Source organism: Bacteroides sp. 519 (genome assembly GCF_010500955.1).
GTDB lineage: Bacteria > Bacteroidota > Bacteroidia > Bacteroidales > Bacteroidaceae > Bacteroides.
In genome coordinates this window covers 20,398-38,159 of sequence record NZ_QVMJ01000011.1, presented here as the reverse complement: position 1 = coordinate 38,159, position 17,762 = coordinate 20,398, and the positions used below count along the sequence as shown (strand labels likewise).

The following is a 17,762-nucleotide window of genomic DNA, read 5'->3' as shown; positions in this document are numbered from 1 at the left end:
AATATGGAAGAGAAATTGCGTATTTTGTTATGCGAAGACGATGAAAATCTTGGCATGCTTTTAAGAGAATATTTACAGGCTAAGGGATATTCGGCCGAATTATTCCCTGATGGAGAAGCCGGATACAAGGCTTTTCTGAAGAATAAATATGATTTGTGTGTATTCGATGTAATGATGCCTAAAAAAGACGGATTTACATTGGCGCAGGAAGTTCGTGCTATCAATGCCGAAATCCCCATTATTTTCCTTACTGCAAAAACATTGAAAGATGATATTCTGGAAGGTTTCAAAATTGGTGCCGACGATTATATCACTAAACCGTTCAGCATGGAAGAGCTAACTTTCAGAATTGAAGCAATTTTGAGACGTGTGCGCGGAAAGAAAAACAAAGAAAGCAGTATCTACAGAATTGGTAAGTTTACTTTCGATACACAGAAACAAATCCTGTCTATTGAAAACGAACAAACCAAACTAACTACAAAAGAATCGGAATTGCTGTCATTGCTTTGTGCACATGCAAACGAAATTCTTCAGCGCGACTTTGCTTTGAAAACTATCTGGATTGATGATAACTATTTCAATGCACGTAGTATGGATGTTTATATCACTAAATTACGTAAACACCTCAAAGCAGATCCTTCTATCGAAATCATTAATATCCATGGAAAAGGATATAAACTGATTACCCCTGAGAATGAAGCATAAAAAATCCCCGTGGCATGCCACGGGGATTTTTTATTTCTTTTATCGGAGAATTTTAATCTGTAATCCGTTTGTTAATAACGATATAAGTAACAAGCCCAACAATAAGTAGAGCAGCCGAAGTTACCAATACATTATTGTTATTAACGTTTCCTGTGTAAGCACAAACAAGTAGTATCACTGCTCCTGCTAAGATTAAAAGTAGTCCTAAATTCTTCAATAAAACTTTCATGGTGTGTATATTTATTAGATTATTATATTCGTAGCCACAAATTAAGGCATAATTATTTAACGGGAGAAATTATTTTTGCAAAAAAAACATTAATCAGTATAAGTTTTGAGTTTTAGGTGATGAGTTTTGAGTTAGTAACGCCGCATGAAACCCAAAACTCATCACTCGAAACTCAAAACTCACTACTCTTTCATATTAGTAAATATCTTCCGCAACACTTCCTGGCTTACACTGAGTTCTTCTAAAGTAACACCATCAAGTGCTTCTTTCAGAGTTTGTCCGGCAATGATATATGCCTTCTCTTCCAGCTCTTTACCTGTTTTTGTGAGATGAATTAAATTTGTGCGCCGGTCGGCCTTATCAGAAATACGAACCACCAGATGTTGCCGCTCCATGTTATCGATGAGGCGGGTCATGCTGGGTTTATCTTTAAAGGTTGCATTACACAACTCTTGTTGGGTTACCCCATCTTGTTTCCATAAATATAGCAACACTGTCCATTGTTCTGGACTAATTTCTACCCCATTCTGACGAAAGTTCCGATAAAGTTTGCGATTAATTGCAGCTGAAACTTTACCATTTAATATCGCGAATATAAGCTGTATATCAAAATTAAAATGTTCTATCATAAATTATTGTTTAAACAACTATACAAAGATAGTTTTTAAATTGAAAATGGAGAATTGAAAATTGAAAAATTACTTTTAATGAACATCTCTATACAATCTTATACAATAAAATCTGTTATATTGTTGCATTTCACTATGTGTCAAGCATTAATTTTCAATTCTCAATTTTCAATTCTCAATTTATTGTCTTACCTTTGCGCTCGCATTTATAAAAAACATTTTTAATTAATTATTAAAGTATGAATCAATACGAAACCGTTTTCATTTTGACTCCCGTTTTGTCTGATGCACAGATGAAGGAAGCGGTAGAAAAATTCAAAGGCATACTTCAAAACGAAGGTGCTGAGATTATCAATGAAGAGAACTGGGGATTGAAAAAACTGGCTTACCCAATCCAGAAGAAATCAACAGGCTTCTATCAATTAATTGAGTTCAATGCTGAACCACAAGTGATTGAAAAACTGGAATTGAATTTCCGTCGTGACGAACGTGTTATCCGTTTCTTGACTTTCAAGATGGAAAAATACGCTGCTGAGTATGCTGCTAAGAGAAGAGGTTTAAAATCAACTAAAAAGGAGGAAAATTAATCATGGCACAACAAAATCAATCAGAAATCAGATATTTAACTCCGCCTTCAGTAGATGTTAAGAAGAAAAAATACTGCCGTTTCAAAAAGAGTGGTATTAAATACATTGACTACAAAGATCCTGAATTCCTTAAGAAGTTCTTGAACGAACAAGGAAAAATTCTTCCTCGTCGCATTACTGGTACTTCATTGAAGTTCCAACGTAGAATTGCGCAAGCTGTAAAAAGAGCTCGTCACCTGGCGCTGCTTCCTTATGTAACTGACATGATGAAATAATTAAGGAGGACAAATAATGGAAATTATATTAAAAGAAGACATAACAAACCTGGGATATAAGAATGACATCGTAACCGTGAAATCGGGTTATGGACGTAACTATCTCATCCCAACAGGAAAAGCTGTAATTGCTTCTCCTTCAGCAAAGAAAATGTTAGCTGAAGACCTGAAACAACGTGCACACAAATTAGAGAAAATTAAAAAAGACGCTGAAGAAGCTGCTGCTAAACTTGAAGGCGTTACTTTAACTATTGCAACTAAAGTTAGCTCTACTGGTACCATCTTTGGTTCGGTAAGCAACATTCAGATTGCTGATGCACTTTCAAAGAAAGGTTTCGAAATCGACAGAAAAACAATTGTAGTGAAAGACTCTGTAAAAGAAGTTGGTTCATACAAAGCTATTGTTAAACTTCACAAAGAAGTTTCTGTTGAAATTCCTTTTGAAGTGGTTGCTGAATAATCAGAAACACTATAGTAACATAGAAAGGGAGTGGCTTTTGAGTCACTTCCTTTTTTTTATGCTCATAGCGATACATTATTCGCAAATTTTATATAAGTTTGATCTATGAACACGAATATCAGCAATTTCCAAGACTTATATGATACTTGTTACAGAAGGGCTTTCATATTTGCAAAGTCTTATGTACAGAATGATATGGTAGCAGAAGACATTGTGGCCGAATCGTTCGTAAAACTTTGGAAGCTAATGTCCGAAAAAGAAATTGAGTACCCACAAGCACTACTCTTTACTGCCCTGAAAAATAAAGCATTAGATTATTTGCGACGGGAGTCATTACGCCAAACTATAGAAGAAGAGCTGGTCGAAATTTATCAGAAAGAACTAGCCATACGTATCTCAACGCTGGAAGCTTGCAACCCGCAAGAAATGTTTTCTACCGAAATTGAATGGATCATTCGGCAAACACTCGATTCGTTACCGGAACAAACCCGACAGATATTTGAATTGAGCCGGTACGAGGGAATGCCGGTTAAAGAAATTGCCAACAAATTCAATATTACTCCCAAAGCGGTAGAATACCATATCACCCGATCACTCAATGCTTTAAGAACTAACCTGAAAGATTATCTTCCCTTTTTTCTATTCTTTTTCAATTAAAGCTAATCCCTCATTAACTCTCAATAAAAACTTTTTTTTTAATTCATTTAGGGATTTCTTCAACCCATTCGTTACATATATAACAGCCCCTTTTAACAAGGCACGTTTATGGATATACAAACAATTATACAACATTATATTGAAGGCAATGCCACTGCCAACGAAAGACGCCAATTCCTACTCTGGTTAAAGGAGGATGAGGAGCATACCAAAGAATACCGTGCTTTGAGGAAACTGCACGACCTCAACACCTGGAATATGAATAAAGCCTCAACTACAGCCCCGGAAGTAGAAACAAAGCCAAAGAAGAAACGCTTATATACCCTTGCAAGAGAAGCATTGAAGCTATCGGCAGTACTTTTGATTGGCATTTTATCTACATGGTTCATTATTGAGAACAAGGATAAAGTAGAATCAGCCCAGATGCAAACCATCTATGTACCATCCGGACAACGGGCAGAAGTATTATTGTGCGATGGTACCAAGGTATGGGTTAACTCACAAACAACATTGACTTTTCCCGATAAATTCGTTGGTCGGCAGCGTGTTGTTACATTAGATGGAGAAGGATACTTTGAAGTAGCCAAAGACACTGACCATCCTTTTATTGTTGAAACAGGTTTGTACAATATCTCAGTATTGGGTACCGAATTTAACGTAAAAGCTTATCAGAAAAAAGATATTTTTGAAACAGCCCTGATAGAAGGTAGTGTAGAAATACTTTCGGATAACACTACCCCTGTTAGGTTAGTACCCAACGAAACGGTTGTTTTGGCAAATGGCAAACTTGTGAGAGGAACAATTACCGATCATAACTATTTTAAATGGCGCGAAGGCTTAATCTGTTTCGAGAAAGAAAAACTGTCATCTCTGTTCGAAAAGCTTGAATTGTACTACGATGTAAAAATCATTGTTGAGAACAAAGCTTTGCTGCAATGGCCGTACAATGGAAAATTCCGGGTAAAAGACGGAGTAGAACATGCACTACGTGTATTGCAACACAAACATAAGTTTGAATACATTAAAGATGAAGAAGATAATACGATTATTATAAGGTAAAGGTGATAAAGATAAAGGTTATAAAGATAATAAAGATAATAAAGGTAATAAAGGAAATAAAGTTTCTTATGCGATTATCAACTATATAATCTTTATCTACTTTATAATCTTTATCTACTTTATAACCTTTATCTACTTTATTACCTTTATCCACTAACTTAAAACTAATTGCCTATGAACTAGAACATGAAGAAACACAAGTACGGGAAGTGCTGCAACACCTCCCGTGGTTGAAAAGCCAGTACAACGCTGGACCTCACATCCAAATTAATACTAACCATTCAATTGTTTACAAAAGTATGAAAAAACTTTGTAACGGGATATTTATGCCCGGTTTAAAAACACATCAACAGTTATTTAAAACTATGAAATTAACATGCCTCGCACTACTGCTGGTTATCACCAGTGTTTTTGCAGGAGAGGCCAACTCACAAACGCGCGTAAACCTCTCCATGCGCAATGCAACAATCGGAGACATACTGAACGAAATAGAACGTCAAACCGAATATCTGTTTGTTTATGCATGGGATGAAATCAATCTGAAACATCCCACATCTGTCGAAGTAAAAAACAAATCCATAGCCGAAGCTTTGGATCGTTTATTCCGGAATACGGAAATTACTTATGTTGTTGAAGGTACAAACGTTTTGTTGATGAAGAAAGAAGAAAAAGCAGCTTCTGCAATCGTTCAACAGGAAAAACGTAAAGTTACAGGAACCGTAACCGACCAATACGGCGAGCCTATTATCGGTGCCAACGTAATGGAGAAAGGAACTCCCAATGGCACTATTACCAATATAGATGGACAATTCTCGTTGAATATAGACGAAGGGGCTGTATTACTTGTTACCTACATTGGCTACACCAATCACGAACAAGCGGTAAAAAACCAGCACAACTTCATGATAGCTTTGAAAGAAGACGCCAAAGCCCTTGAAGAAGTTGTGGTGGTAGGCTACGGATCGCAGAAGAAAGCCAATCTGACCGGTGCCGTTTCGTCTGTGAATATGGCCGAAGCCATTGGCGACCGTCCTATTATTAATGCTGGCGAAGCTCTACAGGGAACCGTTCCAGGACTGTTGGTATCTAATGGAGGTAACCAACCGGGAACAGGCAAGTCGTTCCAGATTCGTGGTTCGTACACTATTGGAGCAAAAGACGCGAATGGAAATTATGGAGCCAGTATTGCCCCGCTGGTGTTGATTGACAATGTAGAAGGCGACATCAACATGATTAATCCCGAAGATATTGAAACGGTTTCTGTACTGAAAGATGCATCATCGAGTGCTATTTACGGAGCGCGTGCAGCAGGAGGAGTTATCTTGGTAACAACCAAACGACCTAAAAACAACACCAGTTTTCAGTTGAACTACAACAATAATTTCAGTTTTGCCAATGCTGTTAACTTGCCTCAACAGGCACCTCTTAAAGATTATCTACAAGCTGTTTACGACTCGGCAAGCGATCAATACTGGACAATGGGAGCACCAAGTGTAACTAAATGGATGGGTTACCTTGATCAATACCAAAAGAATCCTTCTTCGCTTCAAACTTATGGAGATGGTATATTCAAAGATACTGATGGAGCTGTGTATTTCCTAAACGAGAAAGATTTGGTAGACAATATGATGGAAACCAGTTTTCAGATGACCCACAATGTATCTATGTCGGGAGGAACAGATAAACTTCGTTATCGCCTATCGGGTAGTTATCTGGATAACGATGGTGTATTGATTACCAGTAAAGATAGCTACGAACGTTTAACTTTCAATGGATATATTGCAGCCGATGTTACTAAATGGTTTACACAAGAAGCGACTGTTAGCTATGCACACAGCACTCGCGAAACACCATCGTCAGCATTGGGAGGTATTTATTCAACCCGCTTAGCATCTTTCTATCCTGAAGGAAACATGCCCGATGAAATTAGTGGTCTGGGAGCCGGAGGCAAACCTTTCTTCACACCACGCAATCAGATTCTATGGTCTAATCCGGCCAAGACCCAGAACGACAATCCTCGTATCTTCTTGAAGTCTATACTGAAACCATTCAAAGGATTTGAAGCTGTGTTTGAATATACCTTCGATAAAAATGTGTACGACTACAATTGGTATACCGGATCGGTAGATTATACCACCGTGCAAGATGGCATAGATACCACCCCTGCCATAGGAAACGACTATCTAAAGAAAACGAAACGATACACCAACTACAATGCTATCAATGTATATGGTACTTATGACTTTACTTTAGCTAACGATCATGTTTTTAAAGTAATGGCTGGTTTTAATCAGGAATCTAAATATCGGGAAACGATGGAGGCATTATCGTATGGACAATCGGTTATTGAAGTACCTTCGTTGGGTGGAGGAACAACCCGGGTAACGGCAACCGATTCTTACGATGAGTTTGCATTACGTGGTGGCTTTTTCCGTATCAATTATAATTATCAAAGCAAATACCTGATCGAGGCTAATGGCCGTTACGATGGTTCTTCTAAATTTCCACGCAACAATCGTTTCGGTTTCTTCCCATCGGCATCTATAGGATGGCAGGTGGCCGAAGAAAAGTTCATGGCAGGAACCCGCAATTGGTTAGATGCACTGAAACTGCGGGCATCGTATGGTATGATTGGTAACCAGAATATCCCCAACTATTCTTATCTGCCAACAATGACACTTAGCAATACATATAACAAATGGTTGATAGATGGTACGCATGTTACAGCTGTTACTACCTTACCAGCTTTGGTAAGAAACAACTTCACTTGGGAAAAAGTAAGCACGCTTAATGTTGGTATCGACTTTACTTTCCTGAACAACCGGTTAACAGGGCTCTTTGAATGGTATCAAAAAGATACAAAAGGAATGCTTGCACCGGGCATGCAATTGCCTGCCGTGGTGGGAGCCGAAGCTCCATATCAGAACACAGCCGATATGCAAACCCGCGGTTGGGATTTGAACCTGAATTGGAGAGACAGGATTGGAAAATTAGGATACAGAATTGGACTCAATCTTTCCGATTATAAATCGAAGATAACAAAGTACAATAGCAACGAATCGAAGTTACTTGATAATTTCTATAAAGGCATGAAACTGGGCGAAATATGGGGATATGTTTACGACGGATTTTATGATGTTAGCGACTTTGAAGACACCAACTCGTGGAAACTGAAAGAAGGAGTAGTAAGCCTTAACGGATACAACCCACGCCCCGGTGATGTGAAATTCAAAAACCTGAGAGATGATGAAACATTGGGCGACAATATTATTTCGGCAGGCGACAATACTGTTAGCAACCCGGGCGACCGCAAAGTAATTGGCAACAGCTTACCTAGATACTTGTATGGTATTACTTTAGGAGGTAATTATGCCGGATTTGATTTGAACATATTCTTGCAAGGAACCGGACAGCGAGATGCATGGATAAATAACACCTTAACATTTCCACTTTATTCCGACTTCAAGTTTGTTCCTCTTTACGAAGGCCTCAGCAATTACTGGAAACCTGTAGATGCTGCCAATGGCGACTATACAGCAGCCAATGCAAATGCTAAATACCCACGTATCTATGGCAATTATGGCAACCAAGGTTCTAACTACCGTAAATCAGATAAATATTTATCCGATGCTTCATATTTGCGTATTAAAAATGTAACTCTATCGTATACCGTTCCTAAGCGTTGGTTAACAAGGCTCACACTGAAACAACTGAAAGGTTTTGTTAGCATCGAAAACCTGGCAACGTTCTCATCGTTACCAAAGGGAATAGACCCGGAAACACTTGGGTGGAATTATCCGGCTTTCCGCACTGTATCTTTTGGAGTGAACTTTACATTATAATATAAATCCATGAACTATATGAAAAAAATAATATCAGGATTAACATTCCTCATCCTATTTATATGCACAAGTTGTAACGATGGCTTTTTGGATAAATCGCCGGTTACAGGCCTCACAGAAGAGAACGCATTTACATCTTACGATAACTTTAAATCATTTATGTGGCCCTGCTACGAAATGTTTACCAACAATACGCTTGCAACTGCCATTACCGCAGTTGGTCAGGATGGCTTCTATCGTGGGGATATCTGGGCAGGCTATATGGAGAAGAAACAGGAAAGCGGCTATAACACGTATGCCTATCAAACAGTAGCAAGTGTAGCAACCGGAAACGGCTGGGATTTTAAAACTTACATACGCCGTATCAACATTATGCTTTCGCGTATTGATAGTTCGCGAATGACCGACAGCGAAAAGAACCATTGGAGAGCTGTTGGATACTTCTTCCACTCGTTCTGGTACATGGAACTGATTAATCGTTTTGGCGATGTACCTTGGGTAGACAAACCGCTGAACGAATCATCGGCCGAGATATATGGTCCGCGCGAAAGCCGCGATGTGGTTGCAGCCAAGGTACTTGAACGTCTGAAGTGGGCCGAAGAGAATATTGGCGATTTTGAAAGCCGCGACGGAAGCAACACCATAAATGTACATTGTGTGCGTGCTGCATTATCACGCTTTACTTTGCGCGAGGGTACCTGGCGGAAATACCACGAACTAAGCAACGCCGACACATACCTGAACGAGTGTACACGTGTATCGAAAGTATTGATGAACGACTTCCCCACCCTGTTTAAAGGTGCGGGTGTAGATGCCAATCAGCCTGCTGCCGGATACGGACAAATGTGGAATACTGATGATTTGGCAGATGTGCCCGGTGTTATTCTATATAAAGAATACACCAGTGCTTATGCCGGTAATCAATGTTACATTGAGCATACTTCATCGCACCATGTAGAGATGAACCAGAACACTGTTGATCTTTACCTGATGAAAAACGGCAAGCCCATTATGAACGAAGAATCTAATTATCATGGTAGCCAAGACATCTATGCTGTTTTCCGCGACAGAGATCCACGCCTCTATCAGGTAGTAATACCTCCTTATAAAGTTGTTGCTAATGGTGCAAACAAGCCGGCTGGCAACCCCAATGCAACATGGGGTTACACAGACAATCCTGCCCACAGGGAATATATAGACCTGTTGGGAGCCAACGAGAGTTGCAGCAATCCGGGTGTAGGTATGAAACGGTTACCGGGACAAAACTGGTCGGCCTCACTGGTTCCGGAGATACCACGACTGGGAACGGGTGCTTTTGTTACCTGCCGCTCGGGTTATTATGTATGGAAAAACTGGAACAACTGGGAAACCAACTTCAATAACGGTGCCCGCAACACTGCCGATAAACCTATATTTAAAATAGAAGAGGTATTGCTAAACTATGCCGAAGCCATGTTCGAAACCAGCAAATTTACACAGAGTGTTGCAGACGAAACAATCAACAAACTGCGCGAACGTGTAGATATTGAAGGCATGACAGTAGCCGATATTAATGCCGATTTCGACCCTAACCGGGGATATTATTATCCGCAGGGAAACACCAATGGTGTACAGGTTGATCCTATTCTTTGGGAAATCCGTCGCGAACGTATTATTGAACTTATGGGCGAAGGTTTTGGTTTCGATGATATCCGCCGCTGGCGAATGGCCCCCTGGTTCCTTAACAAAACAGCAACCGGATTCTGGGCAAACAAAGAATACGCAACAGCTCAAAACATGACACTGTACAATCCCGAAACCGGATTCTCTGATGGCAAAAACGGAAACATGACCGAAGGTTATCTTTTCTTATTCAACAATCCTGTGAAGGAGGGTAAAGGCTGGTTGGATAAATATTACCTGTATCAGGTTCCAACCACCGAACTTATATTGAATCCTGAATTAGAACAAAATCCGGGATGGTAAAACCACGTTTCTTTCTTACCTTTGAAATCTGAATAAATAAAAGGAGGTAAAGGTGATAGAGTAAATAAAGGTTATAAAGTAAATAAAGGCTATAAAGTCCACTTGATAATCTTTATCGCCTTTATTATCTTTATCACCTTTATAATCTTTATCATCTTTATTTTAAATTAAATCCTCATGAAAAAAACTCTAACCAAACTAGGAACAACCATCCTGCCGCTGGCAGCCATTCCCTTAACTGCCACCTATGCCCAACAAACCCATAACGAAAAACAGCCCAATGTTATTTACATTATGGCTGACGATCTTGGCATTGGCGATTTAGGCTGCTACGGACAGAAACAAATTAAAACGCCTGCCATAGATCAACTGGCAGCAAACGGTATTCGCTTTGCGCAACACTACTCTGGTTCTACAGTAAGTGCCCCTTCGCGTTGCAGCCTGATGACGGGTAAACATACCGGAAACGCTTATATACGTGGTAATAAAGGGGTAACCATCAACAACGAAACATACGATTATCCTTTAAAAGGCGACGAAGTTACTGTAGCCGAGATTTTTAAAAAGCATAACTATGCAACAGCCTGTATTGGCAAATGGGGACTGGGCGGTCCGCAGTCGGAAGGGCATCCCAACGATAAAGGATTCGATTACTTCTTTGGTTATCTCGGACAATTAAATGCACATTCGTACTACCCTGCTTTCTTGTGGGAGAACGATAAAAAGGTAAAACTCAATAAGAAAGTTTATACACCTTACCCATTGTTAGATAAAACATTGGAATTCATTGAGAAGAATAAAGATAAACCTTTCTTTTTATACCTCTCTCCTACTATTCCGCATGCCGATTTGTTAGTACCCGAACAGGAAATGGAACCACAAAGAGGGAAATACTTTGAAACGCCATTCACACACAACCACTACGCTAACCAGCCCGAACCGCGTGCCGCTTTTGCTGCCATGGTAACCCAGTTAGACAAAGATGTGGCCAAAATTGTTGAAACGCTTGAAAAGAACGGCTTACTCGATAACACAATCATTGTATTTACATCCGATAATGGTACACATGCCGAAGGCGGCCACGATCCGGAATACTTCGACAGCAATGGTCCGTTCCGTGGTATGAAACGCGATTTGTACGAAGGTGGTATACGAACTCCGTTTATAGTACAATGGCCAGGAAAGATCAAACCCGAAACTGTAAGTTATCATGTTTCTGCTTTCTGGGATTTCTTGCCTACCGTATGCGATCTATTGGGTGAAAGCCGTCCTACATTTACCGATGGTATCTCTTATCTGCCTCAATTAACAGGAACCGGCGAACAATATGAACACAATTACCTGTATTGGGAATTCCATGAGATGGGTGGTAAGCAAGCAATATTAAAGGATGGCTGGAAACTTATCCGCTTATTTGTGAATCAACCAGATAAAACCCAATTCGAATTATACAACCTTTCGGCTGATCCGGGCGAGCTTATGGATGTAGCTAAACAGTATCCGGGTGTAGTGGCTCAGTTACAAAAATTAATGGATGAGGCACATAGGCCAAGTGAGTTGTTCCGGTTTAAAGGGGAGAATTGAAAGTTGAAAGTTGAAAATTGCCATGCGGATTTCTTCCTTGGTAGTGAATTTGTGTAAATCGAAGATTTTTGTTTAAGTTTGTAACAACAATTAATAAAACAAGGAATGACAAAAGTTTATTTAGTACTTACTATGATATTCAGTTATATCATGGTTTCTTCATGCACCAATGAAGTAATGCACACAGATTTAGTACCCGATCGTGGCACTTTAACGGGCTCAATTTCTTTCTCTACTTATTATTACATGAATGGTGCCGAAGGCGTTTATAATGGAAAAGGTTTAGAAGATTACCAACCTTGGTCTAGCTTTTTTTATATTAAAAAGGTTTCTGAGAAAGAGGTATCTATACATTGCGTACCTAAATGGGGAACATCAACTCTTGATATTTTTGTGCCGTTAGTACCTGTTAATGGAAAACCTCATAATGCAACATTCGATTATTCAACAAAGGATGCTGTAATAAAATGCAATACTGATAAAGAAGAAACTGCAGAAGTATCAATTAAAGGATGGATCAAGGAGGAAGGATTTACCCGAGACATTCATATTCCTAATTATGAGTGTGAGATAGAAATTGATTGCACTGTAAATCAAGAAAGGTTAAAGATTAAAATAACTTCTATAGAAAGATCTTAATCTTACGCAGTTCTAATTTGATTAAGTAACTATCAATTGTAACCCCCGGGTGAGCAAAGCAAAGCGTAACCCGGGGTATATAACTTCCCTCGATTTCCTGCCCTGAGGTTTAACCCTCCTCCGCAATACTATTATAAAGATACCTCTTAATACTTCTTTTGGGAGTTTTTTCGAACTCTGTTGGATACAACTGGATTTTACTAATCTTTTCGTAGTTTGCCACAGTAGCATTCAGGTTCTTAAGATTTTCATCCATAATTGTTTTCAGGTTTTCCGGGTTGTTCAGTCCTAAAGAGTCTAATGCCTCATAATCTGCATACACCAGTGCTACCAGTTTCTTGTGCCGTTCAATAACCAAACTTTCAAGAATAAAAGGCAGGTTATTTAGTTTGGCTTCAATCTCTTCCGGGAAAATGTTTTGTCCGCTCGAACTGAGGATCATTGTTTTACTACGACCACGAATAAAAAGATTATTGTTTTCATCCATCGTTCCTAAATCGCCAGTACACAACCAACCATCTTCGGTAAATACCTCTTTGGTAGCCTCTTCGTTTTTATAATATCCAACCATTACATTCTCGCCACGTACTTGTATTTCGCCCAGTTTATCCTCTGGGTTCTCTTTGTAGATACGGGCCTCCATAATATCGAGTACTTTACCAGATGATGTTATAACAAACTTATTCCATGGCGCATAGCTGATAAGTGGCGCACATTCCGTCATACCATATCCAATGGTGAAAGGAAACTTAATGCGATAAAAGAATTCCTCTACCTCCGGATTCATAGCTGCACCACCAATGATAATCTCCTTAAAGCGTCCACCCAGAGCATCTACCAGTTTCTTACGAATCTGGTTGTATATCTGATTGTCCAACAAAGGTATACTCAATGCCCACTTCATTCCTTTCTTACTGATTAAAGGCTGAATCACATTTTTATAGATCTTCTCAATAACCAGTGGAACTGTTATTATTAGATTAGGCTTGATTTCTTCAAAAGCCTTCATCAGTATTTTGGGCGAAGGTATTTTACCCAACAAAGTAACATGTGTACCTACTGCTGTTGCAGTAAGAAAGTCGAAAGCACAGCCATAAGCATGCGCCAAAGGCAGGAACGACAATACTTTATCCCCTTTTCTTAATAACTCTGTACGGATACCAAAAGTTACATTACCGGCCAGGTTGTTTCCTGTAAGCATCACTCCTTTACTAAATCCGGTAGTGCCCGAAGTATAATTAAGCAGCATTACTTTATCGTTAGATAGATCGGTGTACACCACATCTTCTTTATTAAATCCGTTGGGATAGGCATTCTCTACTTCACGGTCCAGGTATTTCAAGAAACGCTGAACAGTTTCACCATCGCGCTGATGCAGGCATCTGAAATCTGTTAATGAGAATACTGCACGTATGGTTGGCATTTTCTCTTCTTCCAGGTTATCCCAGATAGTATCGCTGGTAAACAAGAAAACCGATTCGGAATGGGTTACAATATGGTGAACATCGTTTGGATTAAAATCCTGCAATATAGGAACCACAATAGCACCGTATGTAACTGTTGCCATATAAGCTATACACCAACGGGCATTATTCTTGCCAATAATGGCTATTTTATCGCCCCGGCGCAGGCTACAATGTTTAAATAATAAATGTAATCTTGCTATTTCGCGGGCCACCTGTCCGTAAGTGTAAGTAATGTTCTCACCGTAATCTGTGTAACAGGGCAAATCCCAATTCTCACGAAAACTGTTTTCGTAGAGCTTTATAAAGTTCTCTTTTATCATTGCACATTTAATATTATGGTGTGCAAAAATAAGGATTATGTTGGAGACAACAATAAAATAACCTACCTTTCATCTATCATCCTACCATGTTATAACTAAAAAGCCAGTTCTTTCCTTTGCTTTTCCCAGTACCATTCCTTATATTTGCCAGTGCATTTACACTGTGTACACCCGGGTGTTCATGCCGTCAACACCCGGGTGTACACAGTACGTAGACCCGGGTGTACACATCGGTAACACCCGGGTGTTCACACACTGTACACCCGGGTGTATAAAAAACAAATGTTATTGTAAAAACAACTAATTCTATAAGCTTATGCCACATTATGTAGTGCGATCTAAGACTGATAAAACTGGAGAAACACCCAAAGAACGTTATTATGGAGTTCCTATACTATCCGGAAATGTTGACGAAGATAATCTCGCAGTCGAAATTAGCGAACGTTCTTCATTAACCCCTGCCGATGTACTGGCAGTAATCAGTGCCTTGAGCACCTCCATGCAAATGCACCTGTCGCGAGGCAATTCTGTATCACTGAAAGGAATTGGAACTTTTTCGGTTTCGGCAAGCAGCGAAGGGGTAGATGACCCAAAACTATGTACTCCTGCCAAAGTAAAAGCTCAACGAATCTGTTTCAAAGCAGATAAAACCTTGCGTAGCATACTTGGGAAAATGAAATACCAGCTTAGCAAACGGAAAAAAACACGATGAAATTCGTCAACAGATTGTTGACGAATTTGAAAACAATCCTTTATTTTTAATTCTCTGGCCTTATTCTATGTCCATAAAACCATCAACAATGGTTGGAACAGAGCTGTATCAATGAATTTTATCAACATTCACTTATACTGAGAGAGAATTGAATCAGGAAGACGAATATGAAGAATAATTAAATATGATAGATACAACCATATTCCAAAACAAAACAGCCGTATATTACACCTTGGGCTGTAAATTAAACTTCTCCGAGACTTCGACCATTGGTAAGATACTGAATGAAGCCGGTGTTCGCACAGCTCGCAAAGGCGAGAAAGCCGATATCTGTGTAATCAACACCTGCTCGGTTACCGAAACGGCCGATAAGAAATGCCGGCAAGCGATTCATCGGATGATTAAAAACCATCCGGGAGCATTTGTAGTAGTAACCGGATGTTATGCACAGTTAAAGCCCGAAAATATAACCCAGATTGAAGGGGTTGATTTGGTTTTAGGTGCCGAACAGAAAAAAGACATATTGCAATTTCTGGGAGATTTGCAAAAAACAGGTGGAGAAGCGCATACTTCCTCATTGAAGGACATTCGCTCTTTTGCCCCTTCCTGCTCGCGGGGCGACCGTACCCGTTTCTTCCTGAAAGTTCAGGATGGGTGCGACTATTATTGCAGCTATTGCACCATTCCCTTTGCCAGAGGCAGAAGCCGCAACGGCGATATTGCATCACTGGTTAAACAAGTAGAAGAAGCTGTTAGCGAAGGAGGAAAGGAAGTTGTACTTACCGGAGTTAACATTGGCGACTTTGGTAAAACCACCGGCGAATCTTTTTACGAATTAATACAGGCATTAGATCAGGTTGAGGGTATTGAACGTTACCGCATATCTTCTATAGAACCTAATTTATTGACCGACGAGATCATTGAATTCGTCAGTCAGTCTCAACGATTTATGCCACATTTCCACATCCCTTTGCAATCGGGAAGCGATGAAGTGTTACAATTGATGAAAAGAAGATACGACACTGCATTATTTGCTTCGAAAATTAAAAAGATAAAAGAGGTTATGCCACATGCCTTTATTGGTGTGGATGTTATTGTGGGTACAAGAGGCGAAACCAACGAACTTTTTGAAGAAGCATACAACTTTATTGCCGGTTTAGATGTTACTCAATTGCATGTGTTCAGTTATTCGGAACGCCCTGGAACACAGGCTTTAAAAATAGATCATGTTGTTAATCCAAAGGAAAAGCACGAAAGAAGTCAGCAGTTGTTAAACCTTTCGGACGAGAAAATACAGGCTTTTTACAGGCAACATATTGGTAAAACAATGAAAGTTTTATTAGAAAAGTCGAAGGTGGGAACATCCATGCATGGGTTCACCGATAATTATATAAAGGTAGAGGTGGATAATCATCCGGAGATGGATAATACAATTACAAACGTAACTCTGGGAGATTTTAATGAAGATAAAACAGCGTTGATTGGATGTTTTTGAACCGCAGAGTTACGCAGATTAACGCAGAGTGAATAATTTTTAGTTTAAATAAACTCTGCGTTAATCTGCGTAACTCTGCGGTTCAAAACACATAAGAACTTGATATGTATAAAGTTGCTATTGTTATATTGAACTGGAATGGGGCCGAAATGTTGAAAACCTTTTTGCCTTCGGTTATTCGTTATTCTCAATTACCGGATGTAGCTGTTTATGTAGCGGATAATGGTTCAAGTGATAACTCGCTTGAAGTACTCCGCAATCACTTCCCCAATGTTCAGCTAATTATATTAGATAAAAACTATGGCTTTGCCGAAGGATACAATCGCGCCCTGAACCAGGTTAGTGCAGAGTATGTTGTGTTGCTGAATTCGGATGTAGAGGTTACCCCCAACTGGCTCGATCCATTGGTTACTTATATGGATGCCAACCAAAACATTGTAGCATGTCAGCCTAAAATAAGAAGTTGGCACAACAAAGAGATGTTTGAACATGCAGGAGCGTCTGGTGGATTTATAGATAAATATGGTTATCCCTTTTGCCGGGGACGCATTATGGGCGTAGTAGAGAAAGACGAAGGACAATACAATAGGATAATCCCCATATTCTGGGCAACAGGTGCTGCTCTATTTATCCGCTTAGGAATATTTCAGGAAGTAGGCGGATTGGATGGAGATTTCTTTGCCCACATGGAAGAGATAGACCTTTGCTGGCGGCTTCGCAACAGAGGATATAATATTGTATGTATTCCGCAAAGCACAGTATATCATGTAGGGGGAGCTACTTTGAAGAAAGAGAACCCACGCAAAACATACCTCAACTTTCGTAACAATCTTGTAATGCTTTACAAAAACCTGCCCGACAATGAACTGGCCCGTATTATGTGGGTAAGAACTTTGTTAGACTATCTGGCATTGTTGGTTTTTGTTGCCAAAGGCGATGTAGCAAACGCCAAAGCGGTACTTAGAGCCCGCAGAGATTATAAGAAAACAAGAGCTGGTTTTTCGATCCGGCGTACTGAGAACATAAAAAAAACAATACCTCAACAGATACCAGAAAGAACAAATTATAGTATCTTGGTACAGTTTTATGTGAAAAGGAAGAAATACTTCTCGCAATTATTTGGAACTAATGAATAACG

The 17,762-nt window shown here is 39.6% G+C and carries 16 protein-coding genes; 13 read left to right on the top strand and 3 right to left on the bottom strand.

What is annotated here, in order from left to right:
• Nucleotides 1-3 precede the first annotated feature (3 nt).
• On the top strand, nucleotides 4-705 hold the full coding sequence (locus D0T85_RS11015) for a response regulator transcription factor (protein WP_163213223.1): 702 nt from the start codon (nucleotides 4-6) through the stop codon (nucleotides 703-705).
• 52 nt (nucleotides 706-757) lie between these two features.
• On the opposite strand, the gene D0T85_RS22530 is transcribed toward D0T85_RS11015, so the two are convergent.
• Nucleotides 758-934: a hypothetical protein gene (locus tag D0T85_RS22530; protein WP_203558461.1), complete on the bottom strand. Its 177-nt coding sequence runs from the start codon at nucleotides 932-934 to the stop codon at nucleotides 758-760.
• 182 nt (nucleotides 935-1,116) lie between these two features.
• Complete coding sequence (locus D0T85_RS11010; RefSeq protein ID WP_163213221.1) at nucleotides 1,117-1,563, bottom strand: MarR family winged helix-turn-helix transcriptional regulator; 447 nt, start codon at nucleotides 1,561-1,563, stop codon at nucleotides 1,117-1,119.
• Between the two features lie 239 nt (nucleotides 1,564-1,802).
• On the opposite strand from D0T85_RS11010, the gene rpsF reads away from it, so the two are divergent.
• The 9 genes from rpsF (at nucleotide 1,803) to D0T85_RS10965 (ending at nucleotide 12,631) form a co-directional block, all read left to right on the top strand.
• A complete protein-coding gene (gene rpsF / locus D0T85_RS11005) occupies nucleotides 1,803-2,150 on the top strand; it encodes a 30S ribosomal protein S6 (protein ID WP_163213219.1) in 348 nt (115 codons plus the stop codon).
• A 2-nt stretch (nucleotides 2,151-2,152) separates the two neighbouring features.
• Nucleotides 2,153-2,425 carry a 30S ribosomal protein S18 gene (rpsR, locus tag D0T85_RS11000; RefSeq protein ID WP_163213217.1) on the top strand — a complete coding sequence of 91 codons (273 nt, stop codon included), beginning with the start codon at nucleotides 2,153-2,155 and terminating at the stop codon, nucleotides 2,423-2,425.
• A gap of 16 nt (nucleotides 2,426-2,441) precedes the next feature.
• Entirely contained in the window at nucleotides 2,442-2,885 is a 444-nt protein-coding gene (gene rplI, locus D0T85_RS10995) for a 50S ribosomal protein L9 (protein WP_163213215.1), read from the top strand.
• A 105-nt stretch (nucleotides 2,886-2,990) separates the two neighbouring features.
• Nucleotides 2,991-3,542 carry an RNA polymerase sigma-70 factor gene (locus tag D0T85_RS10990; protein ID WP_163213213.1) on the top strand — a complete coding sequence of 184 codons (552 nt, stop codon included), beginning with the start codon at nucleotides 2,991-2,993 and terminating at the stop codon, nucleotides 3,540-3,542.
• Between the two features lie 108 nt (nucleotides 3,543-3,650).
• Nucleotides 3,651-4,601, top strand: a complete 951-nt coding sequence (locus D0T85_RS10985) for a FecR family protein (RefSeq protein WP_203558460.1) — start codon at nucleotides 3,651-3,653, stop codon at nucleotides 4,599-4,601.
• A 365-nt stretch (nucleotides 4,602-4,966) separates the two neighbouring features.
• Entirely contained in the window at nucleotides 4,967-8,443 is a 3,477-nt protein-coding gene (locus tag D0T85_RS10980; RefSeq protein ID WP_163213211.1) for a TonB-dependent receptor, read from the top strand.
• Nucleotides 8,444-8,461: 18 nt separating this feature from the next.
• Nucleotides 8,462-10,408: a RagB/SusD family nutrient uptake outer membrane protein gene (locus tag D0T85_RS10975; RefSeq protein ID WP_370459953.1), complete on the top strand. Its 1,947-nt coding sequence runs from the start codon at nucleotides 8,462-8,464 to the stop codon at nucleotides 10,406-10,408.
• 177 nt (nucleotides 10,409-10,585) lie between these two features.
• Nucleotides 10,586-11,992, top strand: coding sequence for an arylsulfatase (locus D0T85_RS10970; protein WP_163213207.1), 1,407 nt, complete (start codon nucleotides 10,586-10,588; stop codon nucleotides 11,990-11,992).
• A gap of 105 nt (nucleotides 11,993-12,097) precedes the next feature.
• On the top strand, nucleotides 12,098-12,631 hold the full coding sequence (locus tag D0T85_RS10965; protein WP_163213205.1) for a hypothetical protein: 534 nt from the start codon (nucleotides 12,098-12,100) through the stop codon (nucleotides 12,629-12,631).
• 109 nt (nucleotides 12,632-12,740) lie between these two features.
• Here D0T85_RS10965 and D0T85_RS10960 read toward each other — a convergent pair whose 3' ends face one another.
• Nucleotides 12,741-14,417, bottom strand: a complete 1,677-nt coding sequence (locus D0T85_RS10960; protein ID WP_163213202.1) for a long-chain fatty acid--CoA ligase — start codon at nucleotides 14,415-14,417, stop codon at nucleotides 12,741-12,743.
• A gap of 316 nt (nucleotides 14,418-14,733) precedes the next feature.
• Between D0T85_RS10960 and D0T85_RS10955 the strand changes: the two genes are divergently transcribed.
• The 3 genes from D0T85_RS10955 (at nucleotide 14,734) to D0T85_RS10945 (ending at nucleotide 17,760) form a co-directional block, all read left to right on the top strand.
• Nucleotides 14,734-15,129 (top strand): HU family DNA-binding protein, encoded by a 396-nt coding sequence (locus D0T85_RS10955; RefSeq protein WP_163213200.1) that lies wholly within the window; start codon nucleotides 14,734-14,736, stop codon nucleotides 15,127-15,129.
• 184 nt (nucleotides 15,130-15,313) lie between these two features.
• Nucleotides 15,314-16,624: a tRNA (N(6)-L-threonylcarbamoyladenosine(37)-C(2))-methylthiotransferase MtaB gene (mtaB, locus tag D0T85_RS10950; RefSeq protein ID WP_163213198.1), complete on the top strand. Its 1,311-nt coding sequence runs from the start codon at nucleotides 15,314-15,316 to the stop codon at nucleotides 16,622-16,624.
• 104 nt (nucleotides 16,625-16,728) lie between these two features.
• Nucleotides 16,729-17,760 (top strand): glycosyltransferase family 2 protein, encoded by a 1,032-nt coding sequence (locus tag D0T85_RS10945; RefSeq protein ID WP_163213196.1) that lies wholly within the window; start codon nucleotides 16,729-16,731, stop codon nucleotides 17,758-17,760.
• The last annotated feature ends 2 nt before the right edge of the window (nucleotides 17,761-17,762 follow it).

What these genes read in the sequence shown, in the direction of transcription:
- D0T85_RS11015 (WP_163213223.1), top strand. Translation starts at nt 4, where the DNA reads ATGGAAGAGAAATTGCGTATTTTGTTATGCGAAGACGATGAAAATCTT.
- D0T85_RS22530 (WP_203558461.1), bottom strand. Translation starts at nt 934, where the DNA reads ATGAAAGTTTTATTGAAGAATTTAGGACTACTTTTAATCTTAGCAGGA.
- D0T85_RS11010 (WP_163213221.1), bottom strand. Translation starts at nt 1,563, where the DNA reads ATGATAGAACATTTTAATTTTGATATACAGCTTATATTCGCGATATTA.
- rpsF (WP_163213219.1), top strand. Translation starts at nt 1,803, where the DNA reads ATGAATCAATACGAAACCGTTTTCATTTTGACTCCCGTTTTGTCTGAT.
- rpsR (WP_163213217.1), top strand. Translation starts at nt 2,153, where the DNA reads ATGGCACAACAAAATCAATCAGAAATCAGATATTTAACTCCGCCTTCA.
- rplI (WP_163213215.1), top strand. Translation starts at nt 2,442, where the DNA reads ATGGAAATTATATTAAAAGAAGACATAACAAACCTGGGATATAAGAAT.
- D0T85_RS10990 (WP_163213213.1), top strand. Translation starts at nt 2,991, where the DNA reads ATGAACACGAATATCAGCAATTTCCAAGACTTATATGATACTTGTTAC.
- D0T85_RS10985 (WP_203558460.1), top strand. Translation starts at nt 3,651, where the DNA reads ATGGATATACAAACAATTATACAACATTATATTGAAGGCAATGCCACT.
- D0T85_RS10980 (WP_163213211.1), top strand. Translation starts at nt 4,967, where the DNA reads ATGAAATTAACATGCCTCGCACTACTGCTGGTTATCACCAGTGTTTTT.
- D0T85_RS10975 (WP_370459953.1), top strand. Translation starts at nt 8,462, where the DNA reads ATGAAAAAAATAATATCAGGATTAACATTCCTCATCCTATTTATATGC.
- D0T85_RS10970 (WP_163213207.1), top strand. Translation starts at nt 10,586, where the DNA reads ATGAAAAAAACTCTAACCAAACTAGGAACAACCATCCTGCCGCTGGCA.
- D0T85_RS10965 (WP_163213205.1), top strand. Translation starts at nt 12,098, where the DNA reads ATGACAAAAGTTTATTTAGTACTTACTATGATATTCAGTTATATCATG.
- D0T85_RS10960 (WP_163213202.1), bottom strand. Translation starts at nt 14,417, where the DNA reads ATGATAAAAGAGAACTTTATAAAGCTCTACGAAAACAGTTTTCGTGAG.
- D0T85_RS10955 (WP_163213200.1), top strand. Translation starts at nt 14,734, where the DNA reads ATGCCACATTATGTAGTGCGATCTAAGACTGATAAAACTGGAGAAACA.
- mtaB (WP_163213198.1), top strand. Translation starts at nt 15,314, where the DNA reads ATGATAGATACAACCATATTCCAAAACAAAACAGCCGTATATTACACC.
- D0T85_RS10945 (WP_163213196.1), top strand. Translation starts at nt 16,729, where the DNA reads ATGTATAAAGTTGCTATTGTTATATTGAACTGGAATGGGGCCGAAATG.